The organism is Sphingomonas sp. Xoc002, assembly GCF_050408055.1.
GTDB lineage: Bacteria > Pseudomonadota > Alphaproteobacteria > Sphingomonadales > Sphingomonadaceae > Sphingomonas > Sphingomonas yabuuchiae.
Genome location: NZ_CP191175.1, coordinates 3,608,584 through 3,624,449 on the forward strand (window position 1 = coordinate 3,608,584; position 15,866 = coordinate 3,624,449).

The 15,866-nt window shown below is 68.1% G+C and carries 16 protein-coding genes; 6 read left to right on the plus strand and 10 right to left on the minus strand.

Features of this window, described 5'->3' with window-relative positions; all coding sequences use genetic code 11:
- The first annotated feature begins 135 nt into the window (after nt 1-135).
- The gene (locus ACQR50_RS16485) at nt 136-1,644 is read left to right on the plus strand and encodes a DUF1800 domain-containing protein (protein WP_428969141.1); all 1,509 of its coding nucleotides are present in this window, start codon (nt 136-138) and stop codon (nt 1,642-1,644) included.
- Between the two features lie 9 nt (nt 1,645-1,653).
- Nucleotides 1,654-2,865 (plus strand): DUF1501 domain-containing protein, encoded by a 1,212-nt coding sequence (locus tag ACQR50_RS16490; RefSeq protein WP_428969142.1) that lies wholly within the window; start codon nt 1,654-1,656, stop codon nt 2,863-2,865.
- On the opposite strand, the gene ACQR50_RS16495 is transcribed toward ACQR50_RS16490, so the two are convergent.
- The 3 genes from ACQR50_RS16495 to ACQR50_RS16505 form a co-directional block, all read right to left on the minus strand.
- Complete coding sequence (locus tag ACQR50_RS16495; protein ID WP_428969143.1) at nt 2,803-3,303, minus strand: Rrf2 family transcriptional regulator; 501 nt, start codon at nt 3,301-3,303, stop codon at nt 2,803-2,805. The two genes, ACQR50_RS16490 and ACQR50_RS16495, sit on opposite strands and share 63 nt — an antisense overlap.
- Before the next feature lie 321 nt (nt 3,304-3,624).
- Nucleotides 3,625-4,419 (minus strand): glutaminyl-peptide cyclotransferase, encoded by a 795-nt coding sequence (locus tag ACQR50_RS16500; RefSeq protein ID WP_428969144.1) that lies wholly within the window; start codon nt 4,417-4,419, stop codon nt 3,625-3,627.
- Complete coding sequence (locus ACQR50_RS16505) at nt 4,416-4,979, minus strand: helix-turn-helix domain-containing protein (RefSeq protein ID WP_056435693.1); 564 nt, start codon at nt 4,977-4,979, stop codon at nt 4,416-4,418. Before ACQR50_RS16505 ends, ACQR50_RS16500 begins: the two co-directional genes overlap by 4 nt.
- A gap of 122 nt (nt 4,980-5,101) precedes the next feature.
- On the opposite strand from ACQR50_RS16505, the gene dapF reads away from it, so the two are divergent.
- Both dapF and ACQR50_RS16515 read left to right on the plus strand, forming a co-directional pair.
- Nucleotides 5,102-6,037 (plus strand): diaminopimelate epimerase, encoded by a 936-nt coding sequence (gene dapF / locus ACQR50_RS16510; RefSeq protein ID WP_428969145.1) that lies wholly within the window; start codon nt 5,102-5,104, stop codon nt 6,035-6,037.
- Nucleotides 6,038-6,390: 353 nt separating this feature from the next.
- Nucleotides 6,391-7,215 carry an oxygenase MpaB family protein gene (locus tag ACQR50_RS16515; protein WP_428969146.1) on the plus strand — a complete coding sequence of 275 codons (825 nt, stop codon included), beginning with the start codon at nt 6,391-6,393 and terminating at the stop codon, nt 7,213-7,215.
- A 3-nt stretch (nt 7,216-7,218) separates the two neighbouring features.
- Here the strand turns inward: ACQR50_RS16515 and ACQR50_RS16520 are convergent, their stop codons facing one another.
- From ACQR50_RS16520 to ACQR50_RS16545, 6 genes are all read right to left on the minus strand, one after another.
- Nucleotides 7,219-8,139 carry a winged helix DNA-binding protein gene (locus tag ACQR50_RS16520; protein ID WP_428969147.1) on the minus strand — a complete coding sequence of 307 codons (921 nt, stop codon included), beginning with the start codon at nt 8,137-8,139 and terminating at the stop codon, nt 7,219-7,221.
- Between the two features lie 146 nt (nt 8,140-8,285).
- A complete protein-coding gene (locus tag ACQR50_RS16525; RefSeq protein WP_428970728.1) occupies nt 8,286-9,809 on the minus strand; it encodes an NAD(P)(+) transhydrogenase (Re/Si-specific) subunit beta in 1,524 nt (507 codons plus the stop codon).
- 20 nt (nt 9,810-9,829) lie between these two features.
- A complete protein-coding gene (locus ACQR50_RS16530; RefSeq protein ID WP_056435707.1) occupies nt 9,830-10,129 on the minus strand; it encodes a proton-translocating transhydrogenase family protein in 300 nt (99 codons plus the stop codon).
- Nucleotides 10,117-10,446 (minus strand): endonuclease domain-containing protein, encoded by a 330-nt coding sequence (locus tag ACQR50_RS16535; RefSeq protein ID WP_428969148.1) that lies wholly within the window; start codon nt 10,444-10,446, stop codon nt 10,117-10,119. Before ACQR50_RS16535 ends, ACQR50_RS16530 begins: the two co-directional genes overlap by 13 nt.
- 183 nt (nt 10,447-10,629) lie before the next feature.
- A complete protein-coding gene (locus ACQR50_RS16540) occupies nt 10,630-11,757 on the minus strand; it encodes an NAD(P) transhydrogenase subunit alpha (RefSeq protein WP_428969149.1) in 1,128 nt (375 codons plus the stop codon).
- A 4-nt stretch (nt 11,758-11,761) separates the two neighbouring features.
- The gene (locus tag ACQR50_RS16545) at nt 11,762-11,908 is read right to left on the minus strand and encodes an aa3-type cytochrome c oxidase subunit IV (RefSeq protein ID WP_042485366.1); all 147 of its coding nucleotides are present in this window, start codon (nt 11,906-11,908) and stop codon (nt 11,762-11,764) included.
- A 250-nt stretch (nt 11,909-12,158) separates the two neighbouring features.
- Here ACQR50_RS16545 and ACQR50_RS16550 point away from each other — a divergent pair, with 250 nt between their 5' ends.
- Nucleotides 12,159-13,580, plus strand: a complete 1,422-nt coding sequence (locus tag ACQR50_RS16550) for a sigma-54-dependent transcriptional regulator (RefSeq protein WP_056435710.1) — start codon at nt 12,159-12,161, stop codon at nt 13,578-13,580.
- A 133-nt stretch (nt 13,581-13,713) separates the two neighbouring features.
- On the opposite strand, the gene ACQR50_RS16555 is transcribed toward ACQR50_RS16550, so the two are convergent.
- Nucleotides 13,714-14,598 carry a bestrophin family protein gene (locus tag ACQR50_RS16555; protein WP_428969150.1) on the minus strand — a complete coding sequence of 295 codons (885 nt, stop codon included), beginning with the start codon at nt 14,596-14,598 and terminating at the stop codon, nt 13,714-13,716.
- Nucleotides 14,599-14,867: 269 nt separating this feature from the next.
- Between ACQR50_RS16555 and thiD the strand changes: the two genes are divergently transcribed.
- The gene (gene thiD / locus ACQR50_RS16560; RefSeq protein WP_428969151.1) at nt 14,868-15,695 is read left to right on the plus strand and encodes a bifunctional hydroxymethylpyrimidine kinase/phosphomethylpyrimidine kinase; all 828 of its coding nucleotides are present in this window, start codon (nt 14,868-14,870) and stop codon (nt 15,693-15,695) included.
- Nucleotides 15,696-15,866: the final 171 nt, after the last annotated feature.

A 15,866-nucleotide genomic window follows, 5' to 3' on the forward strand; every position in this document is an offset into this window, starting at 1 on the left:
GGGAGGAAAGGTGGAGGGCCGCTGACGTCCTTTTCATCTCCGGGCAAGCCGGGGTTCAGCCTCCCGACGACATAGTAATCTCCGAAGAAGCCTGCGCCCAACCCGTTGGCGGCAGGCGGAAATGGAGAGCGAGGCGTGGCGCGGATCGCTTCCTGGATCGGCATGATGGCGCTGATGGCCCCGGTTCCGGCCTATGCCGCCGACCCCGCGCGTGACGCGGCCTGGGCGGAAAGGCTGGGCTGGGGGCCGTCGGCCGCGCCCGAAACCGGGCCTGCCCCGGGCAGCGATGCCTGGCTGCGGCAGCAGCTGGACGACCAGCCCGCCCCCCTGCCCCCCGCCGTCCAGGCGCAGATCGATGCAATGCGCATCTCCCGGGAGCGCGTCGCCGCGCTCGTCGTCGAGACCGACGCGATGCAGCGCGATTTCAAGGCGATCACCGACCCCGACCGGAAAAAAGCCGCCCGCGAAGCCTATCAGAAGGCCATGAACGGCCTGGCCGACGAAGCCCGGCAACGTTTCGTCCTACGCGCGCTCTATGCACCCGACCAGCTGCGCGAGCGGATGACCTGGTTCTGGTTCAACCATTTCAACGTGCAGGCGGCCAAGCGCGACATCCGCGCGATGGTCGGCGATTATGAAGAGACGATCCGCGCCCATGCGCTGGGCCGGTATCGCGACCTGCTGGAGGCGACGCTGCGCCACCCGGCGATGCTGCGCTATCTGGACAACGACCAGAACGCCAAAGGCAAGATCAACGAGAATTACGCGCGCGAGATCATGGAACTGCACTCCATGGGCGTCGGCTCCGGCTACAGCCAGCAGGACGTGCAGGAGTTGGCGCGCATCCTGACCGGGGTGGGCGTCGACCAGAAACCCGATGCGCCGAAACTGAAGCCCGAGCTTCAGCCGCTCTACATCCGTGCCGGGCTGTTCGAGTTCAATCCGGCGCGCCATGATTTCGGCACCAAGCATTTCCTGGGCCACACCATACAGGGATCGGGCTTCGCCGAGGTCGAGCAGGCGCTGGACCTGATCGCCGAAAGTCCGGCGACCGCGCATCATGTCAGCCTGAAACTGGCGACCTATTTCATGGGCGACAATCCGCCGCCCGCTTTGGTCGACCGGATGGCGGCGAAATTCCGCCAGAGCCATGGCGACATCGCCGAGGTGCTGAAGACCATGATCCGGTCACGCGAATTTTCGGGCTCGCTGGGCAAGGGCTTCAAGGACCCGGTCGGCTACACGCTGTCGGCGGTGCGGCTGGCTTATGGCGACCGGGCGATCACCAATGCGCAGCCGGTGGTCGGCTGGATCCGCCAGATGGGCGAAGGGCTGTACGATCACGAAACGCCCGATGGTTACGACCTGTCGAGCGCCGCTTGGGTAGCGCCGGGGCAGATGGCGACGCGGTTCGACATTGCGCGGCAACTGGGCAGTGGTGCGGCGCGGCTGTTCCAGCCCGCCGATGCCGCGCCGGGCACCCCGCCCCCGCCTTCCCCGCCGCCGATGCTGAGGGATTCTCCCATCCTCGCCGCGCGGATGCCGATGCTGGGCAAGCCGACACTCGCGGCACTCGGCCAGGCGCGGTCCCCGGCTGAGTGGAACGCACTCTATTTCTCCTCACCCGAATTCATGCACCGATAGGAGGATCGCATGATGTTCCCCCATCTTCATCGCCGTGACCTCTTGCGCGGAGCCGCCGCGCTCGCCCCCATGGTGATGGCGGGCCGTGCCTTTGCCGCGCCGCAGGCGGGCAGCCGGTTGCTGGTCGTGTTTCTGCGCGGCGCCTATGACGCGGTGAACATCGTCGTGCCCAGCACCAGCGACTTCTACCGCCAGTCGCGCCCGACCATCGCGCTGCCCAAGCCCGATCCGGCGAACCCTAACGCGCCGTTGCCGCTCGATGCCGACTGGGCGCTGCACCCGGCGCTGAAGGACTCGATCCTGCCGCTATGGCAGGCCAAGCAGATCGCCTTCATACCCTTTGCGGGCACCGACGATATGAGCCGCAGCCATTTCGAGACCCAGGACACGATCGAGCTGGGCCAGCCGGTCGGCGGCCACCGCGATTATGGCTCGGGCTTCATGGCGCGGCTGGCGGATATTCTCGGCACAGGCGAGCGGCCGATCGCCTTTACCGACCAGCTGCCGCTATGCTTTCGGGGCGGCGAGGACCCGATCCCCAATCTGGCACTCGCCAATGTCGGCAAGCCGATCGACCAGCGCCAGGCCGCGCTGATCCGGAGCATGTATGCCGGACACCCCGACCTCGCCCGCTCGGTCAGCGAAGGCTTCACCGTGCGCGACACCGTCTACAAGACGCTGGATCAGGAGATGAAGGCCGCCAGTCGCGGCGCGGTTTCTGCCAAGGGCTTTGCGCTATCGGCGCAGCGGATCGGCACGCTGATGCGCGACCGATTCAACCTGGCATTCGTCGATGTCGGCGGCTGGGACACGCATGTGAACCAGGGCGGCGCGACCGGCTATCTCGCCGACCGGATCGGCGATCTGGGACGGGGCCTCGCCAGCTTCGCCCAGGCGATCGGGCCCGACGCATGGCGCACCACCACGGTCGTCGTCGTGTCGGAGTTCGGCCGCACCTTCCGCGAAAATGGCGATCGGGGCACCGATCACGGCCATGGCAGCATCTATTGGGTGCTGGGCGGCGGCGTGTCGGGCGGACGCATGGCGGGCGAACAGGTCGCCCTGTCCGCCGCCACGCTCAACCAGAATCGCGATCTGCCCGTGCTGACCGATTACCGCGCGCTGATCGGCGGGCTGGTCCAGCGGCAGTTCGGTCTGTCAGGCGACCGCCTCGCGACGTTGTTCCCCGACACGCGCCCGGCCGATCTGAATCTCGTCTGACCCGGCCTCATCGTTACCGGCCCTTGCACGGATATCGTCCAGCACGTCGTCCAGCGTCAGCCCGGCCAGCTTGTTCTCCAAAGCCTCGCGCACCGGAGTCAGGATCGATTCTAGGCTGGACGTGATGTGCCGGTCGATCATCCCCTCGCCTTCGGGCGGCTGGCGATGAAAGGCGAAGAAGTTCCGGTCCTCCACCGCCTGGTACACATCGACCAGCCTGATGTCGGACGACGGCTTGGCGAGCATCGCGCCGCCGCGATTGCCCAGTTGCGACCGGGTCAGCCCCGCCGCCGCCAGCCGCAGCAGCAGCGCGCGGACCACCGCCGCGTTGGAATTGACGCTGACCGCGATATCCTCGGAGCGCAGCGGCGTATCGCCATGCTCCGCCATCAGGGCGAGCATATGCAGCGAGACGACAAAACGAGTACTGGTCGGCAAGAAACTGCGCTCCCTTATCCACCTGACCCGCGCATCGCCCCGTGAACGAGGGGCATGGCGGGATTGCATGACGATCGGATCATGGCGGCCTTAAACGCTATAATCCATGTTATATTTATACCAATATACTACGGTAACGCGCCAGTCATCCGCAGTATCCAACACTTTATCCGTCGGATTGGGGGATACGCACATGTCATGGAGCCGGACGGGCTTTGTCGGACTTGCCACGATGTCGCCCTTGGGCGTGACGACCCCGGGCTGCACGTTCGTTCGGCTGATGGGCGGCTGGCCGGGCTGGGCGAGACCGACCGGCCGGGATCAGCGCGCCGCCCTGGGCAGGCGGATCTCGAACAGTTCGGGCCAGTTCTTGCCGGTCACGAAGATGCGGTGCCTGGCCCGGTCATAGGCGATGCCGTTGGCCACCGAATCCCGATCGGTCAGCCCGACCCGCGCGACCAGATCGCCGAGGTCGACGACGCCCGCGACCACGCCCGTCGCCGGATCGATCCGCACGATATAGGGCGTCATCCAGACATTGGCCCAGACTTGCCCGTCGATATATTCCAGCTCGTTCAGATTGCGCAGCGGCCGTCCGTTCACCGTCACGTCCAGCGTGCGGACGACCTTCATCGTGGCGGGGTCCAGGAAGCGCAGGCGCGGCGTACCGTCCGACAGGATGATGTGATGCCCGTCATCGGTCATCGCCCAGCCTTCGCCGTCATAGCGCCACTCGCCCAGCTTCTTGAGCGCCGGGCGGCTCCAGCGGAAACCGCGTCCGCCATGCCAGGTGACGCTGCGCAGCTCCGCCCCCCAGGCGACGATGCCCTCGCCAAACAGGCCATCGGGCACGGTCGCGCGGCGCAGCGTCTTGCCGGTGGCCAGATCGACCTGACGGATAAAGCTTTCCCCCTCGCGCCCGGTGCTTTCATACAGCGTGCCATCGGCGATCAGCAGCCCTTCGGTGAAGGCCGTCGGATCATGCGGGAAGGCATGGACCAGCACGGGCTTTTCGATCAGCGGCGGGGTCGGCGCGGCGGGGGCGGGCGTCGCCTGTTGCGGCACGGCGGCAGGCCATGCCAGCGCAAGGACCAGCGGCAGGATGGCGCGGATCACAGCGTGCGCACCAGCCGCGCCACGCGCGCGATCCAGGCGGGCGCGGACACCGTCACCCCCGCCGCCCCGGGTTCCAGCGGCAACAGGCGCAGCGCGTCGGGCATCACGCCCGCCAGCCGGGCAAAGACATAGCCACCGGCGGCGCGGGGCACGAGGATATCGCGATTCATGGCATCGGCGAACCTATCGGGGGCCAGCGGTTCGCACCAGAGCTCATCGCCCGCGCGGTAATCGCCGACCGCGCCGCTGACCGTCACCGCCAGCATCCCCGGCGTCGCACAGGGCGGCGAGACCGAACGGGCGCTGCGCGGCGCCACGGCGCCACGGGGTCCCAGCAACGCCGCGACCGGCAGCGTCTCGCGGATCGGCAACGTCACCAGATCGGCGGGCGTGCAGCCGAGGGCAGCGGCGATCCGGTTCAGCCAGGGCAGCGAGACGGTGCGCGTGCCCATCTCCAGCCGCCCGATCGTCTGCGGCGTGGTGGGGGGCGAGCAGGCGCGGGCGACATCGTCCAGGGTCATGCCCTTGGCCCGGCGCACCTCGCGGATCGCGGTAATCATCCCCCTCTTCCCCTTCCGTTTCTCGGCCCGACGGCCCTGGCCCCTTCCATCTGGTCCATCCATCTGGCGAACCCGGTCCGGCTGGGCTAAGCGCCACATCCTGTCCTGTCGGAGTTATCGCCATGCGGTTCGCGATCGTCAAATGCCATGGATCGGGCAATGATTTCCCGATGATCGACGCCCGCGAACTGTCGCTTTCCGAGGCCGAATGGGCGGGCGTCGCGCGTGCGCTGGCCGACCGGGCGGGGTCGGTGGGCGGCGACGGGCTGCTGCTGCTGGTCCCCGGCGACGAACGCGCGGCCTTCGGCATGGTGATGCGCAACAGCGACGGCAGCGAGGCGGAGACCTGCCTCAACGGTGTGCGCTGCGTCGCGCGCGCGGGGTTCGAGGCGCTGGGGATCGCGGCGGCGACGGTGCGGCTGAAGACCTCGCACGCCGATGCGGTCCACGATGCCGACCTCGCGCCCGGCGTCTATACGGTGCGCGAGACGGCGGGCCCTGCCGGACTGTCGACCGCCGCCTGGCCGATCCATGGCGCCCCCGAGCGACTGGTCGAGGCGGTGCTGCCGATGCTCGACGCAGACAAGTGCTTCACCGCCGTCACCATGCCCAACCCGCATCTCGTCCATTTCGTCGAGACGGTGGACGAAGCCGAACTCGTCCGCCTGGGCGAAATCTGCGAGGCGGCGCCCGACTGGCTGCCCAACCGCGCCAATGTGTCCTTCGTCGAGGTGCGCGGAGATTCGCTGTTCGTCCGCACCTTCGAGCGGGGCGTGGGCCTGACCGACAGCTGCGGCAGCGCGATGGCGGCGTCGACCTATGCCGCGTGCCTGACCGGACGGATCGCCTGGGATACGCCGACCGTGGTGTTCAACCGCGGCGGCCTGGTCCGTGCCTTTGCGGGCGAGGACGGGATGGTCACGCTGTCGGGCAATGCGACCTATGAATGGGCGGGGTCGGTGACGGTCGACCTGGCGAGCGAAACGGCGAGCGATCTGGTGGTGGAGCAGCGCTTCCCCGAAGAGATCGCCGCCTGGGATGTCGCCAAGCGGGGGTGATCGGCCTGCGGCTACGGCGCAGCATGCGCTTCGATTTCGCGCAGCGTGAACGGACGCGGGGACGGGGGACGGATCGAGGTCCAAGATCACTTCTTCCCCTCGCCCCTCGCAGAGGGGAGAGGGTTGCGCAGACTTGGTCTTTGCGAAGCAAAGGCCTAGTCGAAGCTGGGTGAGGGGTGGGCGCTTGCGTAAGCAGGCGCGCGAGCCATTCGGCTCGCTCAACCCCTCACCCAAGCTTCGCTAACCCTCTCCCCTGCCCAGGGGAGAGGGAAAGAAGAAGCGATCATGAGTCTCGATCGGCCTGGAACGTCCGGCCCCACGCAACGCCCCGCCGCCCGGCGCGTTCTTCCCCCATGCTTCCCGTGCGCCGCCAGATCGCTGACCAGATACGTGACGTGGTGGGCAGCCGCGCGCTCGACCTGACCCGGCCACCGGGGGATGACGGGCTGTTCGGCCCCGGCTCCGCGACCTGGGTCGTGCATGGCGACTTCACCGCGATGATGGCGGGTGGGATCGCCTCGCTGCTGGTTCAGATGCTGCACCCCGCCGCCCTTGCAGGCGTATGGGACCATAGCGATTTCCGTCGCGACATGGCCGGGCGGCTGCGGCGGACGGCGGGGTTCATCTCGGTCACCACCTATGGCGCGACCGAGGCCGCCGAGCGGATGATCGCGCGCGTGCGGGCGGTGCATGACCGGGTTGGCGGCACCCTGCCCGACGGCACGCCCTATGCGGCGAACGACCCGCATCTGCTGACCTTCGTCCACGCTGCCGAAGTCGACAGCTTCCTGCGCGCGCACCGCACCTATCGCGATCCCGATTTCTCCGATGCCGAGGCGGATCGCTATCTGGCGGAAATGGCGACGATCGCCCGGCGGCTGGGGGCCGAGCAGGTGCCCGAGAATCGGCAGCAACTGGCGCGCTTCCTGGATTCGATCCGCCCCGAACTGCGCGTCGATGCGCGGACGCGGGCAGTGGCGCGCACCCTGCTCAACCAGCCGGCACCCAGCCCCGCCCTCGCACCGATCAGCAATTGGCTGACCCAGGCGGGTATCGCGCTGCTCCCCGACTGGGCGGCGCGGTTGCATGGCCTGGACGGTTACGGCGCGGTCAAACCGGCGATCCGGGCGGGCACGCGCGGACTGGGCGGCGCGATCCGCTGGGCCCTGGCGGGATAGAATCTAGACGCCGCCGATCCGGTGCAGCGCGTTCAGATAGCCCCGCATCCCCTCCAGCGCGCGATCGGTCAGCTCCATGAAGGCGCGGCGGCGATCGACGGGATCGGGCTGGCGCGCGAACAGCCCCGCCTCGGTCATCTTGCCGATCCAGCGCAGCGCGGTGGTCGGCGCGACGGCGGCGGCGATGCACAGGCTGGACACGGACACCCGCGCCCCCTCCAGATGCGCAGCATAGAGGTCGAGCAGCATGTCCCAGGCCGGTTCCTCGAACAGCCCGCCCTCGAAAAACCCGTCGCGCAGCCGCCGGGCGCGGATCATCCGGCGGACCCGTTCGGCATCGCCCGGCTGGGCGCGCGGCGGGGCGGCGTGGAAGCTCTGATGCCGGTCGCCGACGCCGCCGCGCCGGTCCTCATCCTCCTGCACCGACAGCCTGGCCAGCGCCTCGGCGATGCGCGCGACCTCGGCGTTCAGCTTGCGGAGCCGTTCGGATTCGCCCTCGCGGACATAGGCGTGGAGCAGCGCCGCGCCGCCATGGCTGGCCCCCGCCACCGCCAGCGCGGCGACCAGTTCCAGCGGGCTGGCGTCGCACAGCATCGCCACGCGCGGACCGATCAGCATCGCGGCGACCAGATCGATATCGCCCGTCGCCATGCTGACCACGATGGGCAGGTCCAGCGCGGTGGCGACCGCGTCGATGCGGGCGAGCGCGATCTCCATCGTCGCCACCTCCGCGCCGTGCGTGTCGACCAGCAGCAGCGGCCGCCCCGCCTGTTGCCCGATCTCCTCCGCCACCGCCGGCCAGGCGATATGGCGCAGCACCCGGCCGCCCGCCTGCCCGACCAGATCGCCCGCCGCCTGCGCCAGCGCGGGCGCGCCGATCACCACGACCGCAAAGCCGGTGCCGTAAAGATCCTGTTCGTCCACGCTCGTCCCCCGCCGCCAGCCTTGCGGGCTGGTCCATCGTCATGGTCGCGATCGGCGCAACGGGCGCGGGGCCCCCGCCCCTTCGCCCATGCCCCGATGCAACCCCGACCGACGTCCGGGAGTCGACGTCAGTCCGAATCGGACACTCAGCCGAGTGCCTTGACGATCTCTTCGACCATCTTCTTGGCGTCCGCCAGAAGCATCATGGTGTTGTCCCGATAAAATAGCTCGTTATCCACGCCCGCATAACCGACGCCGCCCATCGAACGCTTGATGAACAGCACCGTCTTGGCCTTTTCCACGTCGAGCACCGGCATGCCGTAAATGGGCGAGGACTTGTCGGTCTTGGCCGCCGGGTTGGTCACATCGTTCGCGCCGATGACGAAGGCGACATCGGTCTGCGCGAATTCGGCGTTGATGTCCTCCAGCTCGAACACCTCGTTATAGGGCACGTTCGCCTCGGCCAGCAGCACGTTCATATGGCCGGGCATCCGCCCCGCGACCGGGTGGATGGCGTATTTGACCCGCACGCCTTCCTTCTTGAGCAGGTCGCCCATCTCGCGCAGGACATGCTGCGCCTGTGCCACCGCCATGCCATAGCCGGGGACGATGACGACCTGTTCGGCCTGGCTCATCAGGAAGGCCGCGTCCTCGGCGCTGCCGCGCTTCCACGGGCGATCGACCGCCGCGCCACCGCCGCTGCTCCCCGCATCGCTGGCACCGAAGCCGCCCGCGATCACGCTGATGAAGCTGCGGTTCATCGCCCGGCACATGATATAGGACAGGATCGCGCCCGAGCTGCCGACCAGCGCGCCGGTGATGATCATCGCGCTGTTGTGGAGCGTGAAGCCCATCGCAGCGGCGGCCCAGCCCGAATAGCTGTTCAGCATCGACACCACGACCGGCATGTCCGCGCCGCCGATGGGGATGATCAGCAGGAAGCCGATGGCGAAGGACAGGATCGTGATCGTCCAGAAAATCCATGGCGACTGGTCGCGTGTGAACATCGCCACCAGGATGACGATCGCGCCCAGCAGCCCCGCGTTCAGCGCATGACGGCCGGGCAGCAGGATCGGCTTGCCACCCATATTGCCGTTGAGCTTCAGGAAGGCGATGACCGATCCCGAAAAGGTGATCGCACCGATCGCGACACCCAGCGCCATCTCGACCCGGCTGACGACATGGATGCTGGCAAAGGGCTGGCCGATCATCGGCACCACCATGTCGGCGATGTCGAACGCGACCGGGTTCAGGAAGGCGGCACAGGCGACCGCGACGGCGGCGAGGCCGACCAGCGAGTGGAAGGCCGCGACCAGCTGCGGCATCGCGGTCATCGCGATGCGGCGGGCGGCGGTGATGCCGATCAGGGCACCGAGGCCGATGGCGGCGAGAATTTCGAGGATGGCTAGATAATCGTACCTCCATGTCTCGCCATAGAGGTCGGCTCGATCCGACAACCCACCGGCAATCGGCACATGCGTCACCAGCGTCGTGACGACGGCAATCGCCATGCCGATCATGCCGAAGCGATTACCCCGCTGGCTGGTTGTCGGGCTGGACAGCCCACGCAGCGCCAAGATGAAGCATACCCCCGCCACCAGATAGGCGAGCGAGACGAAGGGGTTCGCGGCAACGGCCTCGACCGCAGGGGCGAGCGGTGCGGGCGGCAGCGCAGGTGACACTGGGGCGATCACGAGCGCTTCTCCTTCTTGCGGTACATGGCGAGCATCCGCTGCGTCACCGCAAAGCCGCCGAAGATGTTGATGCTGGCCAGCACGACCGCCGCCAGCCCCAGCCATTTGGCCACGCCTGATCCCGTCGCGCCGGAAGACGCGGCAGCGGCGATCAGCGCGCCGACGATGATGACCGAGGAGATGGCGTTGGTGACCGCCATCAACGGCGTATGCAGCGCGGGCGTCACCGACCAGACGACATAATAGCCGACGAAACACGCCAGCACGAAGATCGACAGGATCGCTATGAAGTCCATGATGTATCCTCCCCGGCACGGCGGCTCGCAGCGGTCGCGAGGATAAGGCCGGTCACGCCATCGATATTGTTATGGATGTCGGTGGCCGCGATGCGCAGTGTCTTAAGGCCACGTTCGGCGAGCCAGCGATCTCGGGCGATGTCGCGCAGCGGACGGTCGCCACGATTATGCGCTTCGCCATCGATTTCGATGACGAGCCTCGCCTCATGGCAATAGAAGTCCGCGATATAGGGCCCCGCAGGATGCTGGCGGCGAAATTTGAGACCGCCGGGGCGATTGCGAAGAATCTGCCATAGGGTGATTTCGGGCGCAGACATGTCCTGCCGTAGCACCCGTGCACGATCACCGACCGCTCCATGACCCTGCAACATCTCAATTCCTCCCCTTGCAGGGGAGGTGGCAGGCCGAAGGCCTGACGGAGGGGTGTCGCGCTATCGAGAGGGGGACACCCCTCCGACGCGCTACGCGCGCCACCTCCCCTGCAAGGGGAGGAATTACGGTCACGACTGCAACCTCGGGTTCACCACCTGGCCACCGCGGGTCAGCCGGATCGCGTCGCCGATCTCGGCGTCCAGCACGGGCCGCCCGGCCTCCTTGTCCCAGAAGGCCGCCAGGAAATTGTGCAGGTTGCGTGCGAACAGCGCCGAGGCATCCGCCGCCAGGCGGCTGGGCATGTTGCGGTGGCCGATGATCCTGACGCCATGTCGCTCGGCAACCTCGCCCGGCACCGCACCCTCGACATTGCCGCCCGCCTCGACCGCCAGGTCGACGATGACGCTGCCGGGCCGCATCGTCGCGATCTGGGCATCCGTTACCAGCCTCGGCGCGGGGCGGACGGGGATCAGCGCGGTGGTGATGACGATATCCTGCTTGGCGATATGCCCGGCGACCAGTTCGGCTTGCGCACGGCGATAGTCCTCGCTCGTCTCGCCCGCATAGCCGCCGGTGCCCTCGCCCTCGATGCCCGCCACGCCCTCGACGAAGATGGGCTTGGCACCAAGCGACTGGATCTGCTCCTTCGTGGCCGAACGGACATCGGTGGCCGACACCTGCGCGCCCAGTCGCCGGGCGGTCGCGATCGCCTGGAGCCCCGCCACGCCGACGCCCATCACGAAGACGCGCGCGGCGGGAATCGTCCCCGCCGCCGTCATCATCATCGGAAAGGCGCGGCCATAGGCGCTCGCCGCCTCCAGCACCGCCTTGTAACCCGCCAGATTCGACTGGGACGACAGGATGTCCATCGACTGGGCACGGGTGATGCGCGGCATCCAGTCCATCGCCATCGCCTCAAGCCCCGCCGCCGCATAGGCCGCAACCATGTCACCGCGACGGAAGGGATCGAACGCCGCGACCACCCAGGCGTCCGGCGCGGTCCCGGCCAGCGTCGCGGGGTCGGGCGCCTGCACCGCCAGGACGATCGCGGCCCCCGCCAGTACCCCGGCGCGTTCGCCGAGCTGCGCGCCGGCCTGCTCGTAATCGCGGTCGGCGATGCCCGCCCCGAGCCCTGCGCCCCGCTCCACCGCCAGCGTCGCGCCCAGCGCGGTCAGCTTCCTGACGGTTTCCGGCGTGGCGGCGACGCGAGCCTCGTCGGCTGCGGTTTCGCGCAGCACCGCGATGCGCGGGGCCACCGGATCAGGCGATCAGCCAGAGGACGATCGCCACCAGGATGGCGGCGACCACCGCGCCCCATTTGAGCATGCCGATCATCAGGTCATAGGTGGCGACATGCGCCTTCATGCCGCCGGGGCCGTTGTTGATGCCGGTATCGTTGCCCGCCATGATCCTCACCTCCGCTATCGTCCTGCCGCCGTGACCCGCGCCGCATGGACCTGTCGGGAGCTTATTCGACGGACCGCCGGGATCAACCCCGAAACGACCAGCGCGGATCCTTGCCGCTTTCGGCATGATCCGCCAACCATCTCAAAAATGATCCGGGGCTTGGCCTATGGCAAAAGGGATTGTCCCGAATTAACGCGGATTTTAACAAAGTTGCGCTATACAGTGGCGAATAGGGGTTACAGGACAAGCTATGACGCGCAACGGCCAACGTTTGCTGCTGCTGATCGATGACGAGCCGGCACAGCAACGCCTGATCGCGGCGCTGGCGCAGCGCGGCGGATGGCGCACGCTGTTCGCGACGGATGCGGACATGGCGGCTTCGGTCCTGGGTTCGGCGCAGGGGCGCGAGCTGGACGCCGTGCTGATCGACCATTGGGCGCCGGGCACCGATGCCACCGCGCTGATCGCCGACTGCCACGCCCTTCGCCCCGAACTCCCCATCCTGATGCTGACCGCCAATGATTCGGTGGCGCAGGCGGTGGCGGCGATCCGCGCCGGTGCGACCGACTTCCTGGTCAAGCCGCTCGCCCCCGAACGGCTGCTGGCCGCGCTGGAGGCCTGTGTCGCGGGCCAGACCAGCGGCGAGCTTCGCCCGCTGACCGAGAAGATTCCCGCCCTTCTCGCCTTTGACGAGATCGTCGGCGACGCCCCCGACTTCCGCGCCGCGCTGGCCGTCGCCGCCAAGGCCGCGCGCACCCGTGCCCCCGTCCTGATCGAGGGCGAGGGCGGCGTCGGCAAGGAATCGCTCGCCATGGCGATCCACGCCGCCTCGCCCCGTGCCGAGCGGGCGATGATCGGCGTCAACTGTTCGACGATCGCGGCCAATCTGCTCGACAGCGTGATTTTCGGCCATGAGGAAGGCGCCTTTGCGGGCGCGTTCGAACGGCGTATCGGCCAGATGGTCGAGGCGCATGGATCGACGCTGTTCCTCGACGAAGTGTCGGGAATGCCGCCCGAAACCCAGGCACGACTGCTCGACATGCTCCAGACCGGCGCGATCCTGCCGCTGGGCGCCCGCCATGCGCGCGAGGTCGATGTGCGGATCATCGCCGCCAGCGACGTGCGGCTGGTCGAGGCGGTCGAGGCCGGGCGTTTCCGCGAAGACCTGTATTACAAGCTGAACGTCACCCATGTCGCCGTGCCGCCGCTGCGCGAACGCGCCGACGACATCGCCGCGCTGACCCGCCATCTGCTCGACCGCATCGCGCAGCAGCCGGGCCTGCGCCAGCTCGACATTACCGAGGACGCGCTCGACCTGCTCCGCCGTTACGACTGGCCGGGCAATGTCCGCCAGTTGCAGAACGCGCTCTTCCGCGCCGCCGTGCTGTGCGAGGGCGATGCGCTGACCACCGCCGATTTCCCGCAGATCGCCTCGCTGGGGGATCGACCCTCGGCCACGACGGGCGCGACGGCGGGAAGCCCCAATGGCGGGGTCAGCCTGTTCCGCCCAGACGGGCATCTCCGCCCGCTGGAGGATATCGAGGCCGACGTCATCCGCCTGGCGATCGGCCATTATCGCGGCCGCATGACCGAGGTCGCCCGGCGACTGGGGATCGGCCGCTCGACGCTCTATCGCAAGCTCGGCGAACTGGGCATCGACAACGCGGCTTAGAAATTCCTCCCCTGCAAGGGGAGGGGACCAGCGAAGCTGGTGGAGGGGTGTCGCCATCTCGATAGCGGGACACCCCTCCGTCAGCACTTCGCCCTGCCACCTCCCCTTACAGGGGAGGAATCCAAAAAACGTCTTACCACAACACTCCATCAACCGGCTTCATCGGCTCGGGCGCGGGGTCGCCGATCGCCTGGAGCAGGTCGATCTCGATCGTCCGGCACATGGCGCTGAGCGGCAGGTCGTGGACCGTGTCGCTGAACGGATCGACCAGATCGTCGCCGATCTGCAGCGCGGCCAGGAACATCAGCCCCGCGATCGACGAGCCGACCGGCGTCGCGAACCCCAGCGTCTCGACCAGGCCGATGGGCAGCAGCACGCAGAACAGCCGCGTGAAGAAGGCCGGGATGAAGCGATACTGGTTGGGCAGCGGCGTGTTCTTCAGCCGCTCCATGCCGCCTTGCGAATTGGCGATGTCGACCAGCACCGATTCCATCTGCGTCTGCTGGATGGTGTCGATCCAGCCCCGGCGCTGCGCATCGGCGATGCGGCGGCCGGTGCCGTCGAGCAGGCCGTTGGCGGTGTTGGTCCGCTCCAGCGCGGGCTCGGCCTCGCCACGCGACAGGAAACGCAGGACCTCGCCGTCGACCGGCTGCTTGCGCAACTGGCAGCGCAGCGCGTTCACATAGGCGATCTGGCGCAGCACGATCGACCGCTTCAGGTCATGCCCTTCGGGTTCGGGCAGGAAGTTGCGCGCGCTACGGGCGATGTTGCGCGAGGCGTTGATCATCAGGCCCCAGAGCTGCCGCCCCTCCCACCAGCGCTGATAGGCCGAATTGGTGCGGAACCCCAGGAACAGCGCCAGCGCGGTACCGAACAGCGTCAGCGGCAGAGAGGGTGCCTTGAAGGGCAGGACATAATAAGCGACCGTGACGATCACGTCCCAGATGAACAGCGCCAGCAGCGGACGCCAAACCTCGGCGATGATGATTCGAGTGCGGGGTACGGCATCGACGATCAACTCTGGTCTCCCTCATCATCCACGATGCGCAGCAACGCGAAAGCGCGCCGATGGATGCGCGACCGAAATAATGACGCGGTGCAGCAGGAGAAGGGGCCGCAGGGGTCCGGAAACCAAACGTCACGAACAGGCCATATAGCCGCCTTCCATCCTCGGGCGGCCAAGTGCTTCTTTCCGCGACCATTCCCGCCCCATGTCGCCGATGGACACCGCCCTTATCCCTATGGTCGCGCTTGCCCGGCACCGGCCCGCCGGGCATGACAAAAAATATGAGCGTCACACCCCCGCCCCGCATCCTGATCGTCGCCGGTTCCGATTCAGGCGGAGGCGCGGGGATACAGGCGGATATCAAGACGGTCGCGATACTGGGCGGCTATCCGATGACCGCGATCACCGCGATCACCGCGCAGAATACGCTCGGCGTGCAGGCGGTCCACCCCGTCCCGACCGACATGGTGATGGCGCAGATCGACAGCGTGCTGGCCGATATCGGCGCGGATGCCGTCAAGATCGGCATGATCGGATCGGCCGAGACCGCCCATGCGCTGGCCGACCGGCTCGAGGCGCTGGACCTGCCCGTCGTGTTCGATCCGGTGATGATCGCGACCAGCGGGTCGGTGCTGGCCGATGCGGACGTGATCGCCGCCTTTCGCCGCTTCCTAGGGCTGGCCGCGCTGACCACGCCCAACCTTCCCGAACTGGCGGCACTGGGCGGCGAGGCGGTGGTGCGGCACCAGACGCGCGCGCTGCTGGTCAAGGGCGGCCATGGCGAAGGCCCGGTGATCGAGGACCGACTGGTCGAGTCCGGGGCCGAGCAACGCTGGCAGCATCCCCGTCGCGAAACGAGCTCGACCCATGGCACCGGCTGTACGCTGGCCAGCGCTATCGCGACCGGGCTGGGCCAGGGATTGCCGCTGGCCGATGCGGTCGACCGCGCCATCGCCTTCGTTCAGGCGGCGCTCGCCGCCGCGCCGGGGCTGGGCCGGGGGCATGGGCCGATGGGGCATGGCCTGGGCATGGTGCCCTTCTACCATCTGCTCGCCGCGATCAGCCGCGAAGGCTGGGACGCCGCCGCCTTCGCCGCGCGCTGGGGGTGAGCCTTATCCTCCCCGGCACGGGGAGGTGGCAGGCCGCCAGGCCTGACGGAGGGGGGCTCCCACACAGGATGACCTTTGCGGCACACCCCCTCCACCAGCCTGCGGCTGGTCCCCCTCCCCGTGCCGGGGAGGATCATCTTCCCTTCCCCGCCACCCCGCGATACAGCGCGC

Excerpts from the sequence above, each read along its gene's own strand:
- ACQR50_RS16490 (WP_428969142.1), top strand. The coding sequence starts at position 1,654 with ATGATGTTCCCCCATCTTCATCGCCGTGACCTCTTGCGCGGAGCCGCC.
- ACQR50_RS16505 (WP_056435693.1), bottom strand. The coding sequence starts at position 4,979 with ATGATTACCGCGATCCGCGAGGTGCGCCGGGCCAAGGGCATGACCCTG.
- dapF (WP_428969145.1), top strand. The coding sequence starts at position 5,102 with ATGCGGTTCGCGATCGTCAAATGCCATGGATCGGGCAATGATTTCCCG.
- ACQR50_RS16515 (WP_428969146.1), top strand. The coding sequence starts at position 6,391 with ATGCTTCCCGTGCGCCGCCAGATCGCTGACCAGATACGTGACGTGGTG.
- ACQR50_RS16530 (WP_056435707.1), bottom strand. The coding sequence starts at position 10,129 with ATGGACTTCATAGCGATCCTGTCGATCTTCGTGCTGGCGTGTTTCGTC.
- ACQR50_RS16535 (WP_428969148.1), bottom strand. The coding sequence starts at position 10,446 with ATGTCTGCGCCCGAAATCACCCTATGGCAGATTCTTCGCAATCGCCCC.
- ACQR50_RS16545 (WP_042485366.1), bottom strand. The coding sequence starts at position 11,908 with ATGGCGGGCAACGATACCGGCATCAACAACGGCCCCGGCGGCATGAAG.
- ACQR50_RS16550 (WP_056435710.1), top strand. The coding sequence starts at position 12,159 with ATGACGCGCAACGGCCAACGTTTGCTGCTGCTGATCGATGACGAGCCG.
- thiD (WP_428969151.1), top strand. The coding sequence starts at position 14,868 with ATGAGCGTCACACCCCCGCCCCGCATCCTGATCGTCGCCGGTTCCGAT.